Source organism: Yinghuangia sp. ASG 101 (genome assembly GCF_021165735.1).
GTDB lineage: Bacteria > Actinomycetota > Actinomycetes > Streptomycetales > Streptomycetaceae > Yinghuangia.
This window is the reverse complement of the sequence record NZ_CP088911.1, coordinates 8,056,034-8,075,837: the sequence shown is the minus strand read 5'-3', so window position 1 is coordinate 8,075,837 and position 19,804 is coordinate 8,056,034. Positions and strand designations below refer to the sequence as shown.

20 protein-coding genes and 1 pseudogene are annotated in these 19,804 nt (G+C 74.5%); 13 read left to right on the top strand and 8 right to left on the bottom strand.

Annotated features, from left to right (window positions below; translation table 11 throughout):
- The first annotated feature begins 8 nt into the window (after positions 1-8).
- From LO772_RS34550 to LO772_RS34520, 7 genes are all read left to right on the top strand, one after another.
- Positions 9-338, top strand: a complete 330-nt coding sequence (locus LO772_RS34550) for an extradiol ring-cleavage dioxygenase (protein ID WP_231775984.1) — start codon at positions 9-11, stop codon at positions 336-338.
- Positions 331-1,449: an amidohydrolase family protein gene (locus LO772_RS34545; protein WP_231775983.1), complete on the top strand. Its 1,119-nt coding sequence runs from the start codon at positions 331-333 to the stop codon at positions 1,447-1,449. Before LO772_RS34550 ends, LO772_RS34545 begins: the two co-directional genes overlap by 8 nt.
- Complete coding sequence (locus tag LO772_RS34540; RefSeq protein ID WP_231775982.1) at positions 1,446-2,159, top strand: FadR/GntR family transcriptional regulator; 714 nt, start codon at positions 1,446-1,448, stop codon at positions 2,157-2,159. Before LO772_RS34545 ends, LO772_RS34540 begins: the two co-directional genes overlap by 4 nt.
- Positions 2,156-2,794: a cysteine hydrolase family protein gene (locus LO772_RS34535; protein WP_231775981.1), complete on the top strand. Its 639-nt coding sequence runs from the start codon at positions 2,156-2,158 to the stop codon at positions 2,792-2,794. Before LO772_RS34540 ends, LO772_RS34535 begins: the two co-directional genes overlap by 4 nt.
- A gap of 5 nt (positions 2,795-2,799) precedes the next feature.
- Complete coding sequence (locus LO772_RS34530; RefSeq protein WP_231775980.1) at positions 2,800-3,021, top strand: 2-hydroxymuconate tautomerase; 222 nt, start codon at positions 2,800-2,802, stop codon at positions 3,019-3,021.
- A complete protein-coding gene (locus LO772_RS34525) occupies positions 2,996-4,432 on the top strand; it encodes an aldehyde dehydrogenase (RefSeq protein ID WP_231779815.1) in 1,437 nt (478 codons plus the stop codon). Before LO772_RS34530 ends, LO772_RS34525 begins: the two co-directional genes overlap by 26 nt.
- A 355-nt stretch (positions 4,433-4,787) precedes the next feature.
- The gene (locus LO772_RS34520; RefSeq protein WP_231775979.1) at positions 4,788-5,900 is read left to right on the top strand and encodes a zinc-binding dehydrogenase; all 1,113 of its coding nucleotides are present in this window, start codon (positions 4,788-4,790) and stop codon (positions 5,898-5,900) included.
- Here the strand turns inward: LO772_RS34520 and LO772_RS34515 are convergent.
- On the bottom strand, positions 5,897-6,625 hold the full coding sequence (locus tag LO772_RS34515) for a GntR family transcriptional regulator (protein WP_231775978.1): 729 nt from the start codon (positions 6,623-6,625) through the stop codon (positions 5,897-5,899). The genes LO772_RS34520 and LO772_RS34515 overlap by 4 nt on opposite strands.
- A 121-nt stretch (positions 6,626-6,746) precedes the next feature.
- Between LO772_RS34515 and LO772_RS34510 the strand changes: the two are divergent.
- The 3 genes and pseudogenes from LO772_RS34510 to LO772_RS34500 form a co-directional block, all read left to right on the top strand.
- A pseudogene (locus LO772_RS34510) lies at positions 6,747-6,905 on the top strand (FAD-dependent oxidoreductase); the annotation flags it as partial.
- Positions 6,906-6,948: 43 nt separating this feature from the next.
- Positions 6,949-7,659, top strand: coding sequence for a phosphonatase-like hydrolase (locus tag LO772_RS34505; protein ID WP_269453135.1), 711 nt, complete (start codon positions 6,949-6,951; stop codon positions 7,657-7,659).
- Positions 7,656-8,426, top strand: coding sequence for an alpha/beta hydrolase (locus LO772_RS34500; RefSeq protein WP_231775977.1), 771 nt, complete (start codon positions 7,656-7,658; stop codon positions 8,424-8,426). Before LO772_RS34505 ends, LO772_RS34500 begins: the two co-directional genes overlap by 4 nt.
- 279 nt (positions 8,427-8,705) lie before the next feature.
- Here LO772_RS34500 and LO772_RS34495 read toward each other — a convergent pair whose 3' ends face one another.
- Genes LO772_RS34495 through LO772_RS34485 form a run of 3 tightly spaced genes read right to left on the bottom strand, consistent with a single transcriptional unit; the run spans position 8,706 to position 9,851 of the window.
- On the bottom strand, positions 8,706-9,077 hold the full coding sequence (locus LO772_RS34495; protein ID WP_231775976.1) for a hypothetical protein: 372 nt from the start codon (positions 9,075-9,077) through the stop codon (positions 8,706-8,708).
- Complete coding sequence (locus tag LO772_RS34490; RefSeq protein ID WP_231775975.1) at positions 9,058-9,504, bottom strand: MerR family transcriptional regulator; 447 nt, start codon at positions 9,502-9,504, stop codon at positions 9,058-9,060. Before LO772_RS34490 ends, LO772_RS34495 begins: the two co-directional genes overlap by 20 nt.
- A complete protein-coding gene (locus LO772_RS34485; RefSeq protein WP_231775974.1) occupies positions 9,501-9,851 on the bottom strand; it encodes a hypothetical protein in 351 nt (116 codons plus the stop codon). Before LO772_RS34485 ends, LO772_RS34490 begins: the two co-directional genes overlap by 4 nt.
- A gap of 513 nt (positions 9,852-10,364) precedes the next feature.
- Between LO772_RS34485 and LO772_RS34480 the strand changes: the two genes are divergently transcribed.
- The 3 genes from LO772_RS34480 to LO772_RS34470 all read left to right on the top strand — a co-directional run bounded on the left by LO772_RS34480 (position 10,365) and on the right by LO772_RS34470 (position 15,242).
- Complete coding sequence (locus tag LO772_RS34480; protein WP_231775973.1) at positions 10,365-12,908, top strand: cation-translocating P-type ATPase; 2,544 nt, start codon at positions 10,365-10,367, stop codon at positions 12,906-12,908.
- Between the two features lie 179 nt (positions 12,909-13,087).
- Positions 13,088-14,488: a hypothetical protein gene (locus LO772_RS34475; protein ID WP_231775972.1), complete on the top strand. Its 1,401-nt coding sequence runs from the start codon at positions 13,088-13,090 to the stop codon at positions 14,486-14,488.
- A gap of 133 nt (positions 14,489-14,621) precedes the next feature.
- Entirely contained in the window at positions 14,622-15,242 is a 621-nt protein-coding gene (locus LO772_RS34470; RefSeq protein WP_231775971.1) for a TIGR03086 family metal-binding protein, read from the top strand.
- Positions 15,243-15,721: 479 nt separating this feature from the next.
- Here the strand turns inward: LO772_RS34470 and LO772_RS34465 are convergent, their stop codons facing one another.
- The 4 genes from LO772_RS34465 to LO772_RS34450 form a co-directional block, all read right to left on the bottom strand.
- Positions 15,722-17,260, bottom strand: a complete 1,539-nt coding sequence (locus LO772_RS34465; protein WP_443089348.1) for an FAD-dependent monooxygenase — start codon at positions 17,258-17,260, stop codon at positions 15,722-15,724.
- Positions 17,261-17,508: 248 nt separating this feature from the next.
- Positions 17,509-17,715 carry a hypothetical protein gene (locus LO772_RS34460; RefSeq protein WP_231775970.1) on the bottom strand — a complete coding sequence of 69 codons (207 nt, stop codon included), beginning with the start codon at positions 17,713-17,715 and terminating at the stop codon, positions 17,509-17,511.
- The gene (locus LO772_RS34455) at positions 17,712-18,452 is read right to left on the bottom strand and encodes an SRPBCC domain-containing protein (RefSeq protein WP_231775969.1); all 741 of its coding nucleotides are present in this window, start codon (positions 18,450-18,452) and stop codon (positions 17,712-17,714) included. Before LO772_RS34455 ends, LO772_RS34460 begins: the two co-directional genes overlap by 4 nt.
- A 21-nt stretch (positions 18,453-18,473) precedes the next feature.
- Positions 18,474-19,658 (bottom strand): cytochrome P450 family protein, encoded by a 1,185-nt coding sequence (locus LO772_RS34450; protein WP_231775968.1) that lies wholly within the window; start codon positions 19,656-19,658, stop codon positions 18,474-18,476.
- Positions 19,659-19,804 lie beyond the last annotated feature (146 nt).

Genomic DNA, 19,804 nt, shown 5'->3' with positions numbered 1-19,804 from the left:
CGAACGCCGTGGCGCTCGACGCATTCGACCCGCTCCTGCGGACCAACGACCTGGTGCAGGACCTGAAGTGGGACCACGCACTGCGCGCCCGCTTCGAGACGCACGAGGCGGACGTGCTGGCCGCGTACCCCCTGACCGACGCCGAACGCACCGCCATCGCCGACCGCGACTACCTGCGCCTGCACGAACTCGGCCTGCACCCCTACCTGCTCTCGCAGCTCGCCCGGCTCATCAACGGCACCGGCGAGAAGGCCGGCAGCTCCGAGGCGGCCACCGCGCTCCTGCGCTCGCTCCTGGGCGACACCTACGAGACCTATATGGCGGAACGCCGTGACTGACACCCTCACGAGTGCGACGACACCCCGGCCCGCGCCGGTCGTGGACGTCCACACGCACGCCATGCCGATGCCCCTGCTGCGCCAACTGGAGCGCGAAGGCCTCGCCGACCTGTCCGGCGCCGACCGGCACGTGGTCACCCTGGACCCGGCGCTGTGCGGCCTGCCGCCCGGGGCGCCCATTCCGCTCGCCCCCGAACAACACGACATGGCGCTGCGCCTGGCCCTGCTCGACGCCTCCGGCGCGGACCACCACGTCGTCGCCGCACCGCCGTTCCTCTTCGCCTCGGAATCCGACGACGCCCGCCTGGTCATGGACGTCACGCGGCGCTCGAACGACGCGCTCGCCGAGTTCGTGGCCGGATCGGGCGGACGGCTCTCCGCGCTCGCCACCGTCCCGGTGGGCCTGCCCGGCGCCGCGGACGAACTCGCGCGCTGCCTCGACCGGCTCGGCATGGCCGGTGCCACGATGGGCTCCTTCGGCGGGCGCCGCGAACTGGACGACCCGGTCAACGACGAGCTGTGGACGGCCCTTTCCGAGCGCCGGTGCTTTACCCTCCTGCACCCCAGCCGGGTCTCGTCGCGCGACCGGCTCGCCGACTACCACCTCGTACAGCTCCTCGGCTACCCGGTGGAGACCGCCCTCGCCGCGTCCCGGCTCATCTTCGGCGGCGTCCTGGACCGGCACGACCTCGTGCTGTGCCTGGCCCACGGCGGCGGGTGCGCCCCGGCCGTCGGCGCGCGCCTGGACCTGGGATGGCACCGCAAGCGGGTGGCCCGCGTCATGCCCCGCACACCGTCCGACTACCTGCGCCGACTGCTGTACGACACCGCCGTCTTCGACGTCACCGCGCTGAGCCGGCTCGTGGAGGACATGACCGCGCGGAACGTCCTGCTCGGCACCGACAGCCCCTTCGATCTCGTCGACCGCAAGGCACTTGAGACCATTCGTGCGATCGGACTCGGCGAGGAAGAGGAGAACGCGATCCTCGGGGGCAACGCCACGGCGCTCCTGCCCGGGCTCGCGTCGGCTCCCGCGCGCGGCCGTACGATCGGCGCGCCGCCCGCCGGCGCCACCCACTCACCCCTGCCAGTCGAAGGGCACCCACGATGAGCACCCAGGACGCCACGGCCGCGCCACGCCAGACGTCGCGCGGAGAAGCGGTGGCCAAGCGCATCGAAGACCGCATCGCGGAGCAGAACCTGCCCAGCGGGCACCGCCTGGGTACGAAGGAGAGCCTCCGCCGGGAGTTCGACGTGGCGGTCGCCACCCTCAACGAGTCGATCCGGCTTCTCCTGTCGCGGGGCACCATCTCGGTGCGCCCGGGGGTCAACGGGGGAATCTTCGTCGCCTCCCCGCCCGCGCTCGTCCGCCTCGGCCGCAAGATGCTGGAGCTGAGCGGCGATTCGGTCTCCGTCTCGGACTGCCTGGTCGTCCGCGACACCCTGGAGCCGCTGATCGCCCACGAGGCGATGCGGCACCGGACCGCCGCCGACATCGCCGACATGCGGCGCCTCGCCCAGGCGATGGCGTCGGACGGCCTGGACACCGCCGGATACCTGGCCGCCAACTGGGCGCTGCACCGCAGGATCGCCGAGATCACGCCCAACCAGATCCTGCGTCACACGTACATCTCCCTCCTGGAGTTCGTCGAGAGCCGCCTCAAGGGCGTCACCCCCGACGAACCCGCCCGCGTGAACACCGACGGCCCGCGCGTGCACCGGGACCTGGTGGAGGCCATCGCGGGCACCGACGCCGCGCGGCTGACCCGTGTCCTGGACGCGCACGCCGCCCTGACCGTGGCCCGGGGGCGGACCGCATGACCGCCGCGCTGCTGATCATCGACATGCAGAACGACTACTGCCACCCCGACGGCGTCTTCGCCGCCGCCGGGCTGCGGGTGGACGGCCTCGACCGGCTCGTCGCCGACACCAACTCCCTGATCGCCCAGGCACGTTCGGCCGGAACGCCGGTGGTGTGGGTGCGTATGGAGTGGGCCGGGGACGGCGACGTGGGCCTGCTGGCCGAGCGCAGCCCGTTCCTGCGCGAACGCGGCCTGCGGCGCGGCACCTGGGGAGCCGAGGTGGTCGCCGGCCTGGACCGGCGGCCGGGCGACCACGAGGTCGTCAAAACCCGCTTCAGCGCCTTCCACGCGACGGACCTCGACACACTCCTGGACGAACTCGGCGTCACCACCGTGGTGTTGGCGGGCGTCCGCACCGACTTCTGCGTCGAGTCGACCGTCCGCGACGCGTTCTTCCGCGACCTGCGCGCGGTCGTCGTCCGGGACGCGGTCGCCGGGTACTTCCCCGACCTGCACGACAACAGCCTGCGCGTGATGGGTACCGTCTTCGCCGAGGTGCTGCCCGGTGCCGAGGCCGGCGCGGTATTCACCGGCCCCGGGGGCTCCGCGCGGCGCCCCGCACCCCCGCCCGCGCCCCGCCCGGAAGGCACGTGACACCCGTGCCCCTGATCGAAGTGACCCTGGTCGAAGGCCGGTCCCCGGCACACCTGCGTGCCCTGATCACCGCCGTCACCGACGCCGTCGAGCACAGCATCGGCGCGCCCCGGTCGAACATCCGCGTCATTCTCCGGGAAGTTCCCGCGGCGCACTGGGCGAGCGGCGACGTGACCATCGAGGAAAGAAGGAATGAGCACGATGGACCTGATTCCCCACGTCATTGACGGCCGGGAGACCGAGTCGCGCGGCGCCGCCCGCTTCGACACCGTCGACCCGTGGACGCGGAAGCCGTGGGCCGAGGTCGCCCACGGCGGCGCGGACGAGGCCGGGGAAGCCGTCGCGGCGGCCCGCCGGGCGTTCGACACAGGTCCCTGGCCGCGCATGGGTTTCGCCGAACGCGGCGCCGTCCTGCACCGGTTGGCGGACCTCATCGAGGAGCACGCCCACGAACTGGCGACGGCCGACACCACCGACATGGGCAAGCCGATCGCGGAGAGCACCGGCAAGGACGTTCCCCGCTCGGCCGCGAACTTCCGGTTCTTCGCGGACCACGCCAGGCTGGCCCCCGCCGAGGCGCTGCCGATGGACAGCGGCCACCACGCGTACACCCGCTTCGAGCCGGCGGGCGTCGTCGCGGCCATCGCGCCCTGGAACTTCCCGCTGATGCTGGAGACGTGGAAGATCGCGCCGGCCCTCGCGTGGGGGAACACCGTCGTCCTCAAGCCCGCCGAGGACACCCCCGCCTCCGCGACCATCCTCGCGCGGCTCGCGCTGACCGCCGGCATGCCGCCCGGAGTCCTCAACGTCGTGCACGGGTTCGGCCCCGGGTCGGCGGGCGAGGCGCTGACCACCGACCCGCGCGTGGACCGCATCACGTTCACCGGCGAGAGCGGCACCGGCCGGGCGATCGCCCGCGCCGCCGCGGCCAACCTCACCCCCGTCAGCCTCGAACTCGGCGGCAAGGGCGCCAACATCGTCTTCGCCGACGCCGACCTGGACGCGGCGGTGGACTGGTCGATCCGGGCCATCTTCACCAACGCCGGGCAGGTGTGCCTCGCGGGGAGCCGGCTGTACGTCCAGCGCGAGATCCACGACGCGTTCCTGGAGCGCTTCCGCGCCGCGGCGGAGGCCCTGGTGATCGGCGACCCCAAGGACCCGGCCACGCAACTGGGCCCGCTCGCCTCGCTGGAGCACTACACCAAGGTCCGCTCCTACGTCGACGGCGTCCCCGAGGACGGCGGCACCATCGCCACCGGCGGCCTCGGCGACGGCTGGGTCGTGCGCCCCACGGTCGTCACGGGAGCACCGCCGAGCGCGCGGGTCAGCCGGGAGGAGATCTTCGGGCCCGTCGTGGTCGTGACCCCGTTCGACACCGAGGCGGAAGCCGTGGCCGCGGCCAACGCCACCCCGTACGGCCTCAACGCCATGCTCTTCACCGAGAACCTGTCCCGCGCGCACCGCGTGTCCGCGGCCCTGAAGGCCGGCACGGTCTGGGTCAACTGCTTCTTCATCCGCGACCTCCGGGCCCCCTTCGGCGGCGTCGGCGACTCGGGGGTGGGACGCGAAGGCGGCAACTTCAGCCGGGAGTTCTTCACGGAGCCCAAGGCGGTGGTGATGGCGATCGACGTCGGGTGAGGAGAGGGCGACGAGGCGGGCACGGCCCGGCGGGCGCCGCGGCCGGGTCGGTGTGTCGTGCTCGCGGGTCACCGGTCCTCCTCACCACGGGACCTGCGCGCCCACTCCGGTATCCGCCATGGATTTTCGCGGTGTGCCGCGCCGGGAGGCACGCGTGTTGCCGCCGGGAGACCCGGGCGGAGGCGAAGGGGACCGTCGGGGGCGGCCCGGCCCCGTCCGCCGCGCCCACGCGTCACGCGACCGAGACCGGTCCGCGGTCACGGTCGGCTGTTCATACGGCGTTCGCCCCCGGGACACCCCACTTGTAGACCTATGTTGTGGACCTCCTGGGGCTTGATATGACATGTTGGGGCCCGTGACCTCAGTTGACTCTCCCCCAGGCCTCGTTGACGCCCGTTACGCGCGCTGGGACGGCGCGCCGGACGCGTTCGTGGTCGTCCCCGTCCCCGCCCTGCCGCCGCCCGGGGCCGGGGAGGTGCTGGTCCGGATCGACCTGGCGACGGTGTGCGGGAGCGACCTGCACACGGTCGGCGGGCGGCGGTCCGCGCCGGTGCCGGCGGTGCTGGGCCACGAGCAGGTGGGGACCGTCGTCGCGGTCGGGGCGGGGGGCGCGGTCTGTGTGGACGGCACGCCGGTCGTCCCCGGGCTGCGGGTGGTGTGGTCGATCACCGCGTCCTGCGGGGACTGCGACCGGTGCCGGCGCGGGGCGACGCAGAAGTGCCGCACGCTGCGCAAGTACGGGCACGAGCCGCTGGACGAACGCGCGCCGCTGACGGGCGGTTTCGCGACGCACTGCGTCCTCGTGCCGGGCACCTCGGTGGTGGCGGTGCCGGACGGTCTGCCGGACGCGGTCGTCTCCCCGGCGTCGTGCGCGACGGCCACGGTGGCCGCGGTCCTCGGCGCGGCCGGGCCGCTCGACGGGTGCCGCGTCCTGGTGACCGGGGCCGGGATGCTCGGCGTCACCGCGTCGGCGATGGCCGCGCGCGCGGGCGCCCACGTGGTGGTCGTGGACCCGGATCCGGGGCGGCGGCGGCAGGCCGCGCGGTTCGGCGCGGCGGAGGTCCGCGGCACGCGGGAGCCGGTGGGCGAGGTCGACGCGGCGCTCGAACTGTCCGGGCGGCCCGCCGCGGTCCGGGCCTGCCTCGACGCGCTGGGCGTGGGCGGTACGGCGGTGCTCGCGGGGTCGGTGTCCCCCGGTGAACCGGTCGCACTCGACCCGCAGTGGCTCGTCCGCGGCCTGCGCACCGTCGTCGGCGTGCACAACTACCGGCCCGCGGACCTCCAGCGGGCGACGGACTTCCTCGCCGCCCACCACCGCACCTACCCTTTCGCCGAACTGGTCGGCAGCCCCTATCCGTTGCACCGGCTCGCCGCGGCCGTCGCCGCCGCGCCCGGCGCGGTGGAACTCCGCCAGGCGGTCGTACCGACACCCCCCGAAACGGCACGCGCCGACGGCGGAACGGCCTAGAGCATCGCCGCGCGTGCGCTGCGTGTGTTGGTGACCGTGACCGTGGCGACGTCCGGGCGGTAGCGGTCCTCGGACCATTCGAGGGGCGCGCCGCGCGAGTCCGTGGTCAGGCGGCGCTCCCGCAACAGCGGGAACGCCTCCGGCACTTCGAGGAGCTTGGCGTCGACCGCGTCGGCGGCGACGGCGTCGAAGGTGTGCCGCGCCGAGTGCAGGTCCACGCCGCGCGCGGCGAGCATGGCGTAGATCGAACCGGCGTTGAGGTCGGCGTCGATCAGCGGGCGGCCGACCGGCTCGATGTAGGTCATGCGCTCCAGCATCGCGGGACGCCCGTCGAGCAGGCGCAGGCGCAGCAGTTGCACGACCAGGTCGTCGGGCGCGATCTGGAGGACCGCGGCCACCTCCGGCTCGGGGCGGCGCAGCGAGATCTCCTGAAGCTGCTGGCCGGGGGTGCAGCCGGTCAGTTCGGCGCGCCGGGTGAAGGAGAGGAAGGACGCGAACGGCTGCGTGGGCACGGCGTCGAGCACGACCGCGCGCTTGCCCTGCCCGCCGCCGATCAGCCCGTCCTCGCGCAGCGCGGCGAGGGCTTGGCGCACGGGGCCTCGGGACGCGGAGAACTCCTCGCACAGCTGAGCCTCGGACGGCAGGGACGACCCGACGGGGGCGGCTCCGCTGCGGATCCGGTGCCGGAGCTCGTCCGCGATGACGCGGTGCAAGGGGCTCGTCATGCACTTGACCTTACAGGTCATCGCGGTCCCCACGTCGATCCGCGCATCGTGCACGTGAAGTTCGGATCACTTATCCATACAATATCGTGGTCGTGGCGGAGGAATCATGACAGCTTCGTCCTGGGCCGGGGTGTACGCGCAGACCGCCCCCGCCGGCGACCCGCTCGTCCACCGACGCGCGGTGGCCGACGGGACATGGCTGGTCACCGGCCCCGGCGGGCGCGGCATGACCTGCTCCCCCGCCATCACCGAGACCACCGCCGACCTCGCGGGCCTGTGACCCGCCCCCGGACCAACCGACCGCCCCACCCTGGAGCCGCCCTGTGAACCCACCCCAACTCGTCGTACTCGACATGGCCGGCACGACCGTCAGCGACGACGGCCTCGTCGCGGACGCCTTCACCGAGGCCATCGCCGCGGTCGGCGTCGAGCCCGGCGGCGCGGACCACGCGCGCATGCTGGGCCACGTCCGCGCCACCATGGGCGAGAGCAAGATCTCCGTGTTCCGTGCCGTGCTGGACGGCGACGAGGCGCGCGCGCAGGCCGCCAACACGGCGTTCGAGACGGCGTACGGGCAGCGCATCGCGGACGGCGCGTGCACCCCCGTCCCCGGCGCCGCCGCCGCGATGGCCGAACTGCGCGGCGCGGGCGTCAGGATCGCGCTGACCACCGGCTTCGGCCGCGACACGCGGACCGCGCTCCTCGACGCGCTGGGCTGGCGGGACATCGCCGACCTCGCACTGTGCCCGGCCGACACCGAGCACGGGCGCGGACGGCCGTACCCGGACCTCGTGCTGACCGCGGCACTGCGCCTCGCCGTCGACGACGTCCGCGCGATCGCGACCGCGGGCGACACCGCCTACGACGTCCTGGCCGGACTGCGCGCGGGCGCGTCGGTCGCCGCGGGAGTGCTCACCGGAGCCCACGCGCGCGCCGCACTCGCCGAGGCCGGAGCCACCCACGTCCTGGACAGCGTGGCGGACCTGCCGGCCCTCGTCCTCGGGACAAGGGCCGACCGGCGGCCAACGGCGTGACGTCCGCGCACGGGCACGGCCCGTTCTTCTCCCCGGGCGGGCGCAGCGGAGTGGTCCTCGCGCACGGATTCACCGGGACCCCGCACAACATCCGCCCGTGGGCGGACCATCTCGCGGAGGCCGGCCACACGGTCGCCTTGCCGCTGCTCCCCGGCCACGGCACGCGGTGGGAGGACCTGGAGGCCACCCGCTGGACGGACTGGTACGGCGGCGTCGAGTCGGCGTTCACCGACCTCCTGGGCCGCTGCGACCGGGTCTTCGCGTGCGGCTTCTCGATGGGCGGCGCCCTCGCGCTGCACCTCGCGGCCACCCACCCGCGGGACGTCGCCGGGCTCATCCTGGTCAATCCGTCGGTCGGAACCCGCAGTCCGGGGCCGCGTCTGCTCGGCCGGGCTCCGGTGATCGCCCGGGTCAAGCGCACGAGCCACGGCATCGGCGGGGACGTCAGCAAGCCCGGGGTCGTGACGGCGGGCTACGACCACGTGCCCGTCCGCGCGGCGTACCAGCTCACCCGGCTGTGGCGCACGGTACGCGGCGAACTCGGCCGCGTCGCCGCCCCGACACTCCTCTTCCGCAGCGCCACCGACCACGTCGTCGACGGCCGTTCGGCCGAGCTCATCCGCGCCGGACTGCGCCACGCCGAACTACGGGAGGAAACACTCCACGCCAGCTACCACATCGCCCCTCTCGACCACGACGCCGAGCACGTGTTCGCCGGGACGGTCGAGTGGATCCGAGCCCACGAACGGCCCGAGGCGCGGCACTGACGGGACGACGCGGCGGCGGTCATGTCGCGTCGGGTCGGCCAGGTGCGTCGGGGCGCGTGCGGCGCGCGAGGGTCCACGGCCGGACGCGGTGCGGACCGACAGCACGGCCGGGCCCGGGGCACGTCCCGTCGGGCGGGTGCGCCGAGGACGGGGGTGTCGCGGAACGCCCGGCCCGGCTCGGTGACCTCGCCCAGGCGTGCCCGGCGCGCCGGGCACGCCTGGGCGCGTCGAGGTCCACGGCCGCCTCGTGCGCGGCGCCGACGTCCCGGCCCGGCCCGGTCACGTCGTCGAATCGGTTCGGTGTGCCGAGGGCGGGTGCGGTGTGGGGAGGTCGATGTCCACGGGTGTGCCGGGGGCGGCGCAGAGGCATGTGGTCGGTGTACGGCCGTGTGCGGGCTGCCGGGGCCGGGCGCGCGGGTGGCCGAGGGTGAAGACGGCCGCCGCGGCGATCGCGAGCACGATCGCGGCGGCGGGCAGCCACGCCGCGAGCCCGGCCGCCGCGCCGCCGAGCAGTCCGGCGGCGATCAGGGCGGGCAGCGCGCAGCAGGCGACGCACGCGGCTCCGGCCGCCCAGGCCAGGAAACCCGCCGCCCGACGCGGCGTACCGGGACAGGAATCGGCGGGGGCGGGGTCAGCGGCACGGTCCGGCATCGCGCTCCTCGACGGCGAGTTCGGTGAAGGGCAGGGGGCAGCAGTCGCTCGTGGAGCACACCGCCAGGTCGTCGCACCCGGCGTCGACCGCCCGGACCAGGGCCGAGCGGATGACGCAGAGGTCGGCGATCCTCGCGTCGATCTCGGCGAGCTTGGCGGCGGCGCGGTCTTGGAGCCCGCCGGCGGTGCCGTGGCGGTGGCGTCCGGCCTCCAGGAGTTCGGCGACCTCGTCCAGCGTGAACCCGAGCCGCTGCGCGGCCTTGATGACGCGCAGCAGGGCGACGCTGTCGGGCGGGTAGACCCGGTGCCCGCCGAGTGTGCGGTCCGGTTCGGGGAGGAGGCCGCGGCGCTCGTAGTAGCGCAGGGTCTGCGGGTTGACCCCGGCCGCGTCGGCGAGTTGGCCCGAGCGCAGGCCCCCGGTCGTCACGGTGCCTCCGTCCGGGACAGGCGCGACGCCTCGGCGCGGGCGACGAGTGCGTCCAGCACCTCGATCCGCGACGCCGGGACGCTCACGTCCATCCAGACGGTCCCGGTCGCGTCCCCGGGCTCGAAGCCGAACGCGAAGAACGCGCAGCAGCCCGTCTCCCGGGACGCCAGCTCCCGCGCGACCGGCTCCGCGTCCGCGACCAGCAGCAGCCGTGCCCGAGCCGGTTCCGGACGCACCACACCGCGCAGCGACGCGGCGAACAGGTCGTCGAACTCCCCCATCCGCAATGGCTGTTCCCGGGTGGGCAGGGTGCACTCCCGGGGCACCCACACGCCCGCGGCGTCCATACCGCACTCCTCTCGCCGACCGTCCCGCCCCCGAACAGCCAGGGCGACACCTCGACGGTAAGCCTGTACCCGGGTACCGCTTGCAAGCCCACCGCCGCGCCCACCGGACGACGCGGGGCACAGGGTGTGGCGCCCACACGGTCACGCGGCCGACGTCGGTCAGCCGAACCGCGACAAGCCGCCACCACCCGGCTGTTTCCGAACGTTTGGCGCGTCCGGGCCGCATGCCCTCCGCGCGGGGACGCCCTGGCGGTTCGTCGACGAGCATCCGCGCGGGCAGAAGGCGCGGGTCGGTGGTTGTTGGCCGCTTCCCTGCTCGTCGACGATCCTGCGCGGCGCGGGCGCGCGGCGACGACGCGGACGCGAAGACCGCGCCACGCCGTCAAGGATCAAACGGATGACGGCGGGGACCGGCGGTATCCCTGGCTTTGAGTCCATATGAGTGAATCGTGGTTCACCGCCTCCGGTCGCGGTGGCATCGGCAGCGGGGGCGACGGCGGAAGGGAGTCGAGCGTGGCCGCGACGTTCCGGGGTCTGACGGCCCGCGACGCCGCCGCGCGGCTCGCCGAGTACGGGCCCAACAGCGTCGAGCGCGGCGCGCGGGTCTCGCTGTGGGCCCGTGTCACGGCGCAGCTGCGCGACCCGCTGGTGCTGGTGCTGCTCGGCGCCGCCGTGCTGACCGCGCTCACCGGGGACCTCACGGACACGGCGGTCATCGTGCTGGTCGTCACGGTGAACACCGTGGTGGGTGTCGTGCAGGAGGTGCGCGCGGACAAGGCGGTGACGGCGTTGTCGGACCTGTCCGCGCCGACGGTCCGCGTGCTGCGCGACGGCGGCGAGACGGAGGTCCCCTCGGCGGAGGTGGTGCCGGGCGACGCCGTGCTGCTCGAGGAGGGCGACATCGTTCCCGCGGACGCCGACCTGCTCGACGCGTCCGCGCTGCTCGTGGACGAATCCACGGTGACGGGCGAATCGGTGCCGGTCGACAAGACCGCTCCCGACGACCGGCTGCACGCCGGGACGGTCGTCGCGCGCGGCCGTGGCGTCGCGCGGGTCACCGCGACCGGGGCCGCGTCGACGCTCGGCCGGATCGCGGCGCTCATGACCGAACAGCCCGGCCCCACGCCGCTGCAACGACGGCTCTCCCAGCTCGGACGGGTGCTCGCGATCGTCGTGATCGCCCTGTGCGTGGTGGTGTTCCTCCTCGGTCTGGCGCGCGGTCGGCCGGTCGAGGAGATGGCGGTCACCGCGATCAGCCTGGCCGTCGCGGCCGTACCCGAGTCGCTGCCCGCGGTCGTCACCCTCGGCCTCGCGCTCGGCGCGCGCCGCATGGCGGCCCGGCGGGCGATCGTCCGCAACCTGCCCGCCGTGGAGACGCTGGGGTCGGTGACGGTCCTCGCCACCGACAAGACCGGCACGCTGACCGAGGGGCGGATGGTCGCGCAGCGGCTGTGGACGCCGTCCGGCACCGCCGACGTGAGCGGCACGGGGTACGCGCCCGTCGGCGAGATCCTGGTCGACGGACGTCGCGCCGACGCCCGCGACACTCCCGTACGCGCGCTGCTCACCGCCGCCGCGCTGTGCAACGACGCGGCGTTGGTGCCGCCCGAGGAGGGTGACCCGGACGCGTCGTGGACGGCCCTCGGCGACCCGACGGAGGCGGCGCTGCTGACCGCCGCGGCCAAAATGGGGTTGGATCGCGACGCCCTGCGCGCCGAGTACCCGCGCGTCGCCGAGGCGCCGTTCGACAGTGTCCGCAAGCGCATGACCACGGTGCACCGGGACCCCGCGGGCGGGTTCCGGGCCGCCCTCAAGGGCGCCCCCGAGGTCGTCCTCGCGCCGGAGTTCGTCGACGGGCCGCCCGAACTGCTGGCCGCGGCACGGGACGCCGCCGACCGGCTCGCCGCCCGCGGCCACCGCGTCCTCGCCGTCGGGGCGCGCGGACTAGACGCGGTCCCCGAGCACGCCGAGGACATCGAGAACGGCATGGCCCTGCTGGGCCTGATCGGCATCGGCGACCCGCCGAAGCCGTCGGCCCGCGAGACCGTGCGCGCGTGCCGCACGGCGGGCATCACCCCCGTCATGATCACCGGCGACCACCCGGCGACCGCGCGGGCGATCGCGAGCCGCCTGGGCCTCGCCGACGCCGACGCGGGGGTCCTGACCGGCGCGGAGCTGGCGGACGCGGCACCGGCGCGGGTGGTCGCGACGCGCGTGTTCGCCCGGACGACGCCGGAGCAGAAGACGGAGATCATCCGGGCCTGGCGTACCGCGGGGGCGGTGACCGCGATGAACGGCGACGGCGTCAACGACGGCCCCGCGCTGCGGCAGGCCGACATCGGCGTCGCGATGGGGCGGCGCGGCACCGAGGTCGCGCGGCAGGCGGCCGACCTCGTGCTCGCCGACGACGAGATCGCCACCGTCGTCGCGGCCGTCGAGGAAGGCCGCCGCGTCTACACCAACATCCGCCGCTTCCTGCTGTACGGCCTCGCGGGCGGAGCCGCCGAGATCGCGGTGATGCTGCTCGGTCCCGCGCTCGGTCTGGCGCTCCCCCTCGTCGCCGCGCAGATCCTGTGGATCAACCTGCTCACGCACGGCCTGACCGGCGTCGCCCTCGGCGCCGAGCCCACCGAACCGGGCAGTATGCGCCAACCGCCGCGCCCGCCCGGCCAGAGCATCCTCGGCGACGGCCTGTGGCAGCGCGTCCTCGCCCTGGGCGCGGTCGTCACGGCGGTCACGCTCGCGGTGGGCACGTGGGCCCACCACGACGGGCGGCCGTGGCAGTCGATGCTGTTCATCACCCTGCTGTTCGCCCAACTCGGCGTCGTCATGGGCCTGCGCGACCGCCCGCTGACGCGCGACAACCCGTCGCTGCCCGTCGCCGTGGTCGGCTCGGTGGCGCTCGGTCTGCTCGGGGTGTACGTCCCGGTCCTCCGGGACCTGCTGGACACCGAGAGCCTGGGCGCGGCCGACTTGGCGGCCACCCTCCTCGGCGCCGCGGTCGGCTTCGCCGCGGCACGTGCGCGGAGGTGGCTGCGCGCCGCCGCGGCCCGGTAACGCGTACGCGTCGGGACCCCGCCCACGCGGCGACGGTTCGGGGAACTTACGACAACACCCATTGGCCCGTGCCGGGGTGCGCCGAAAGCGTGGGCTCGGAAGCAGTTTCCGCAGCCCCCTGGAGGCCACCCATGCTCGGCAGGTCCCGAACTCCCCGCACCCGATTGTCCCGTCGGGCCGTGCTCGCGACGGCATCGCTCGCGATGGCCGCCGCGACGACGGTCGCGGCGGCCGGTCCCGCGGCGGCCGGACCGCCCTCGGACGAGCGCGGGCACGGCGCGTTCACCGTATCGCGCGACGGACGCCCGGTCACCGTGCCGTTCACCTCGCCGAGGGACGGTGAGGCGTTCGTCCGGCTCACCGTCGCGGCGCCGGGTGTGGACTGGGGCACCGCCGGGGCGGAGTCCGCCGTCGTCCAACTGCTCGTCGACGGAAAGCCGTCCGCGGACGTCGTGGTGTTCGGCGCCACCCCCACCGAACGCTCCTTCGCGCTCGGCGCGCTGGCCAAGGGCCGGCACCACCTGACGCTGCGGTTCGCCGCCGACCGGTCGCCGGCCGGAGCGGTGGTCCGGGTGTCCCGCGTGCACACCGAGACGCTGGGGTCCGGGCACCGCGATTTCGCCGCGGCGGCCAACGCGCCGGTCATGTACGGCCGGAACGGCGCCGGCGGCCCGTTCGAGAACGCGGTCACGGACACGCCCGTGCTGGCCTGGCACCAGGAGGCCCCCGCCGCGACGGCCGGGCACCGCGTCCTGACCTACACCGTCGTGTGGACGAACGAGGACGGCGGCACGTCCACGCCCGCGCTGATGGCCCGGTGGGGGCGCACGACCGACATCGAGTGGGCGTACCGCGTCGAGGTCGACGAGCGGGGCGTCGCCGTACCGGGCACGGCGTTCTTCCAGTCCGCGAACCACGGCAACACGCCGTTCACGGGCCGCTACGAGAACGGCCACCCGCTGCTGCAGACCTGCACACTCAACAACAACATGTGCGACACCGTCGACAACCCCATGCGGTTCCCGCTGACCGCCACGGAACGGCTCGACGAGCCCGCGCTCACGTCGCGCGAGGAGATGGTCGACCGGCACCCGTGGGTGTACACCGTGATGACGGACGAGGTGCGGCGCGAGGGCAAGGTCGTCGCCGAACCGCCCGCCGCCACCACGACGTTGATCGCCGACCCGCGCGACTACCTGTACGCGGTGGTGCGCAAGACCACGTCGCCGCCCGCGCCCGGCGTCGTCGGATGGGTCGGGGTGACCCTGGGCGTCCGGCTCAAGGGCGACCCGACGCTGTACCGCTCCGACAACGGCCACGCCGACTGGTCGCTGAGCCGCGACGACCCGGCCGCGACGACGGTCCGCCTGCCCGCCGGGGCCAAGGCGTCCGACATCGCCGAGATCGTCGCCATCCGCACGGTCTACGGCGCCGACACCGGCTCGTCGGTCACCGTGAACGCCGTCAACCGCGCGTTCCTCCTCACCGCCGACGACCGGCCCGACCGGGCGCTGCCGGTCGCCTTCGATCCCGCGACGCTCACGGCGGCCGACCCGGAGGCCGTGCTGTACCGGGTGTGAACCTCCCGCGTTCGGACAGCCCCCGAGCGATGAGTTCTCGGGCGCCGACCGGTCTCCATGGGGAGAACCGCCGCGCGCACGCGGTGGATCGGCCCCCGTGCCCGGGGGCGCCCGAGAACCGAGGAGCCTGACCATGACCACATCACCGGCAGCCCCCGCCCCGGACCTGGGAGCCGCCGCCGCGCTGGTCTCCCGAGTCGCCGCGGGCGTACGCGACGACCAGCTCGACGCGCCGACGCCGTGCCCGGACTACCGCGTACGGAACCTTCTCGGGCACCTCGTGGGACTCACCGCGGCCTTCCGCGACGCCGCGCGGAAGGACCTCGGCCCCTCGACGTCGACCAACCCGGGTGCGACGCTCCCGGACATCACCGACGACTGGCGCACGGCCCTGCCCAGGCACCTGAACGAACTCGCCGAGGCCTGGCGCGAGCCCGGCGCGTGGGACGGCATGACGCAGGCCGGCGGCGTCACGTTCCCCGCCGCGGACGCCGGGGTCGTCGCCCTCAACGAGGTCGTCGTCCACGGCTGGGACCTGGCCCGGGCGACCGGCCAGGACTACCCCGCCGACCCGGCGGCCCTGGAGGCCTGCCGCGCGATGCTCGCACCGAGCGCGGACGCCGCCCCGGAGGACCGCGGCCCCTTCGGCCCCGCGGTCGCCGTCCCCGCGGACGCCCCGCTCCTCGACCGCGTCATCGCCCTCACCGGCCGCCACCCGGCCTGGCCCGACGCACCGGCCACCGCGCACCCCTGACCCCGGGCCGCGCGGTCGCGAGCGGCGGCGTCCACCGCCACCGCCGCCGCGGCCGGCGCGCCCGAGCCCGACCCGGAACCCGCCACCGGGTTCGCGCACACCCGGGTCGGGGGCGCGGGAGGCTCCCGGGCCGGGTCGCGTCTTGTGAATCTTGGTGTCGCTCACGTCGCGCCGGGCCTGCCCCGGGCCTGCCCCGGGCCTGCCCCGGGCCTGCCCCGGGCCTGGCGGCCCTCCCAAGCCCTCCCAAGCCCTCCCAAGCCTTCCTAAACCCTCCCAAACCTTCCCAAGCCCTCTCAAGTCCTTCCAAGCCCTCCTTCGTGCCGTGCCGGATCGGAACGCGTACGCGGTCGTCCTCGGAGGATTCGGCAACGCCGCGAGGTGCGGTGTGAAGGAGGGCCGCCGGGACCGGCGCGGGCCTGAGCAGCGCCAAGATCCACAAGACACGGCCGAGGCTCGGGGCGCACGGCCCGCGGGCGGGGTCAGCCGGCGGGGGCGCCGAACCAGCGGGCGAGGTGGTCGTCCAGGTCCCGCTGATCGTCGCCGATCCAGGCGACGTGGCCGTCGGGGCGGAGCAGGACGCACGGGACGTCCAGGTCGGCGGTCGGGTCCGCGAGGTGGTCGACGCGGTCCGACCAGCCGCCCGCGGTCAGCCGTGCGGTGCGGTCGAGCAGCAGGCCGCGGCCCCCGTGCAGCAGGTCGTAGAGGCGGCCGTGCCGCACGTCGACGTCACGCATACGGCGGCCGAGCAGGTCGGGGCCCGGGCCGAAGTCGTAGCGGACGGCGATCGCGGTGATCTTCTCGATCAGGTGGCGGTTCACCTCGTCGAAGTCCATCAGTTCGGTGAGCAGCCGGCGCAGGGCCCGCGCGCCCGGTTCTCCGGAGTGCAGTTGCATCTGCGCGCGGGTGTTGTCGAGGACGTCCTCGGCGACCGGGCGGCGTTCCGCCTGGTAGGTGTCCAGCAGTGTTTCCGGCGCCCAGCCGCGGACCCGCGCGGCCAGTTTCCAGCCGAGGTTGACGGCGTCCTGCACACCGAGGTTGACGCCCTGCCCGCCGGTGGGCGGGTGGATGTGGGCCGCGTCGCCGGCCAGCAGGATCCGTCCGACCCGATAGCTTTCGGCCAGCCGGGTGGCGTCTCCGAAGCGGGACAGCAGGCGCGGCGTGTGCACGCCGAAGTCGGTTCCCGCGACGGCGCGCAGCTCGCGTCGGAAGTCGTCGAGCGTGGTCGGTTCGGCACGATCGCGGACTCCCGCGGCGGGGATCACGACGCGGTAGACCCCGCCCATGGGCATGACACTGAACCGCCGGTCGGTTTCCCGGATTTCGGCCACTTTGGCAGCGATCTCCTCCGGCGGTGCCGACGCCTCCATCTCGCCCACCAGCGTCTCGCTCCGCGAGGGCTCGCCGGGGAAGCCGACGCCGAGCCGTTCGCGGACCGTGCTGCGCCCGCCGTCACAGCCGACGAGATAGCGCGCCCGCAGGCGCTCCCCGTCGGCCGAGTCGACGGTCACCCCCTCGTCGTCCTGCGCGAAATCGACCACCGCGCGGCCGTGTCGGACCTGTGCGCCCAACGCGACCGCGTGTGCCTCGAGCAGGCGGACGAGGACCGGCTGCGGGATGCCCAGCAGATAGGCGTGCGCGGAATCCAGGCCTGGGGGAACGGACGTGCCGATGGCGGCGAAGAACCCCGCGGCCGGACGCTTCCTGCCGTGCGCGAGGACGCGGTCCAGCAGTCCGCGCATCGCCATCAGCTCGATGCTGCGGATGTGCAGGCCCACGACGCGCACGAACGCCGCGGGCTCGGTCTCCCGCTCCAGGACGAGCACCCGCACACCGTGCAGCCGCAGTTCCGCGGCCAGCATCGCGCCGGTCGGCCCGCACCCGGCGATGATCACGTCGAACACGGAGGGCGGGCGGTCGGTGCCGGAGGCGGGCGGCCGACCGTCGGCGACGTCCCGCGCGGGGACGTCGGCGCGGACCGGTGCGTCGGGCGACGGCTCGGTGGTCTTCGAAGAGTGCACAGGTGGTGCCTTTCGGGAGTGCCTGGTTGGCCCGGCGCTCCCGGCGACACCTACGTCAGTCGCCGGCCGTGACGAAAAGGGGGAGCACCCACGTCGATACAGCGTTCATGGGTCTCACCTCCCGAGGCGATGTCACGGTCGACGGCAAGCTACAAGCCCGGGATCACCCCGTCCACTCCTTTTCCGTTCACCCGGCTCCGGTTCACAGCGGACCCGCCGCCCGGCCGACGGGCCGACCGCCGCGCGTGTCAGGAACCCAGGCGGTCCAGGGCGGCGAGGTGCGAGGGGAAGCCATCGACGATCCTGCGGGCCACGCGGGTGGTGTGGGTGGTGTCGGTCAGGTGGTCGTGGACGGTGAGGATGTATTTGCCGTCCTGCCAGTGCAGTTCGGCGGTGTACATGGTGACGGTGTCGGATTCGCCGGTGGCCTGCGGCGGTGCGGAGACGGTGGTCACGGCGCGGTCGCCTCCAGCCACGCGGACCACGTGCGGGTCTCCTCGTCGGTGTCGATGCCCGGGCCGAAGCGGTGGTGGCCGATCCACAGGGGCCAGTGCCACGCGGTGCCGTTGAAGAAGCGGTACAGGCCGTCGTCGGTGCGCAGGCCGAGGAAGTTCGCGTCGCGGTGGTCGACGACCGCGTCGCGGGACGGCATACCGTCGGGGGCGAAGACCACCTTGTCGCCGGTCGCGGTGTCGTCGCCGACGCCGATCGCGCGCAGGACGCGGGCGAATTGGCCGGGGCCGTCCTCGGCGGCTGCGGGCCGGTCGGCGCGGATGTACGCGGTGGGCTCGCCGCGGAAGTGCGTCAGGTACTCGCGCAGCGAGTGGTGGTAGAAGTCGGCGTAGTGGGTGGCGGCGTCGGCGCGCAGGTCCCAGCCGTCGTCGGGTTCGCCCTCGTGGACCCAGTGGATCGACATCCCCAGGACGCTGCCGCCTCCGTCGGCGGCGCGCGGCTCGTACGTGAGGGTGTTGGAGAAGCCGGTGCCGTCGGCGTAGCGGCACGCGAAGCCGCGCGGGGGGTCCCACACGGTGACGGTGGCCGGGCCTCGGGAGACGGTGCCGCCCACGCGCGGTTCGACGTCCATCGCGTAGAGCCATCCGCGGGTGCCGGTCGCGGTGGTGACGGCCTCCCACACGGCTTGGGGCGGGGCGGAGAGCGCGACGTCGCGTTCCAGTCGGAATTCGGCGGGCATGAGAGGGGTCCTTCCCACGGGTCAGTAGCGGATCGGGAGCGCGCGCAGCCGGCGCTGCAACGGGTTGGCGTGCCAGGCGAGTTCGTCGTCGCCGACGGCCAGGCGCAGGTCCGGGAGGCGGCGTACGGCCGTCGCGATCGCCGTCTGGGCCTGCAGGCGGGCGAGCGGCGCGCCGAGGCAGAAGTGCGGGCCGTGGCCGAACGTCAGCGGGCGGGCGCCGGGCGGGCGCACGCGGGTGAGGTCGAGCCGGTCGGGGTCGGGGACGTGGTCGGGGTCGTGGTTGGCGGAGCCGAGCAGCAGGTACACGAGGTCCCCGGCGGGGAGGGTGTGCCCCGCGAACGGGGTGTCCTCGGCGACGACGCGGATGATCGCCTGCGTCGGCGTGTCGTAGCGGGCGAGTTCGTCGACGGCGGCGGGGATGATGCCGGGGTCCTCGCGCAGCAGGGCGAGTTGGTCCGGGTGCCGCAGCAGGGCGAGCAGGCCGTTGCCGATCAGGTGGGTGGTGGTCTGGTCGCCCGCGGTGACCACCATGAAGCAGGTCGACAGGAGTTCGTCGTCGGTGAGGCGGTCGCCTCGGGCCTGCGCGGCGGTGAGGGCACTGATGATGTCGACGCCGTCGCCGCCGCGCCGGTCGCGGATGAGCCCGCCGAGGTAGTCCTCGAAGGCGATCACGGCGGCTTCGGCGCGGTCGATGTCGCCGGTGATGTCGCCGAGTCGGTGGAACCACGCGGCGACGCGGTCGCGGTCGGCGGCCGGGATCCCGAACAGTTCGCACACCACCGTGACGGGCAGTTGCTCGGCGACGTCGGCGACGAAGTCCGCCCGGCGTCCTCGGGCGACCATCGCGTCCAGGAGCCGGTCGGTGATCTCCTGGACGCGGTCGCGCAGTTGCTCGACGCGGCGGGCGGTGAACGCCTTGTTGACCAGGCCGCGCAGGCGAGCGTGGGCCGGCGGGTCGGTGTTGGTCATGACGCGGCCCAGGCGCTCGGTGAGCCGACTGAGGGCGCGCAGGCCGCCGTCACGGGCGAAGAGCGCGCTGGTCATGCGGTCGCGGTCGTTGGAGAGCCGCAGGTCGGCCAGCGCGGCTTCGACGTCGGCGTGCCGGCTGACGTACCAGACGCCGTGCGGAGTGCGCCGCACCGGGTGGTCGCGCCGCAGCGCCGCGTACACCGGGTACGGGTCGCGCAGGAACGCCGGGTCCGCCATCGCGGCGAGGACGGGGTCGTCACCCGGGCCGCCGGAAGCCGGGGCGACGTCCCGGCGCGGCGCGGCGCTCCCCGCAGGCGGGCCGGTCAGTCGGGAGGGCTCGTCGGCCGCCGGGCACATCTGCCCCGGCGGGGCCCAGACTTCGG